Below are 206 nucleotides of genomic sequence, written 5' to 3' on the forward strand. Positions count from 1 at the left end.
AGCATGGCAATATAGATCTGACACAATTGGTAAAATCAACTACTACAAGGTTGGTGATCAATCAGGTAACATCACAAATAACTTCAATGTTTTGCGTGAAGGTCAAGGCCTTGCAGACCTTGCTACATTCCTAATCGATCCAGAAGGTACATTCCAAGCAATGGAAATCACTGCTGAAGGTATTGGCCGTGACGCTGAAGACTTAC

1 pseudogene is annotated in these 206 nt (G+C 41.7%); it reads left to right on the forward strand.

Annotated features, from left to right (window positions below):
• Window positions 1-206 (forward strand): annotated as a pseudogene (locus V6256_RS16320) (peroxiredoxin); the annotation flags it as partial.

The organism is Psychromonas aquatilis (genome assembly GCF_038155185.1).
GTDB classification, from domain to species: domain Bacteria; phylum Pseudomonadota; class Gammaproteobacteria; order Enterobacterales; family Psychromonadaceae; genus Psychromonas; species Psychromonas aquatilis.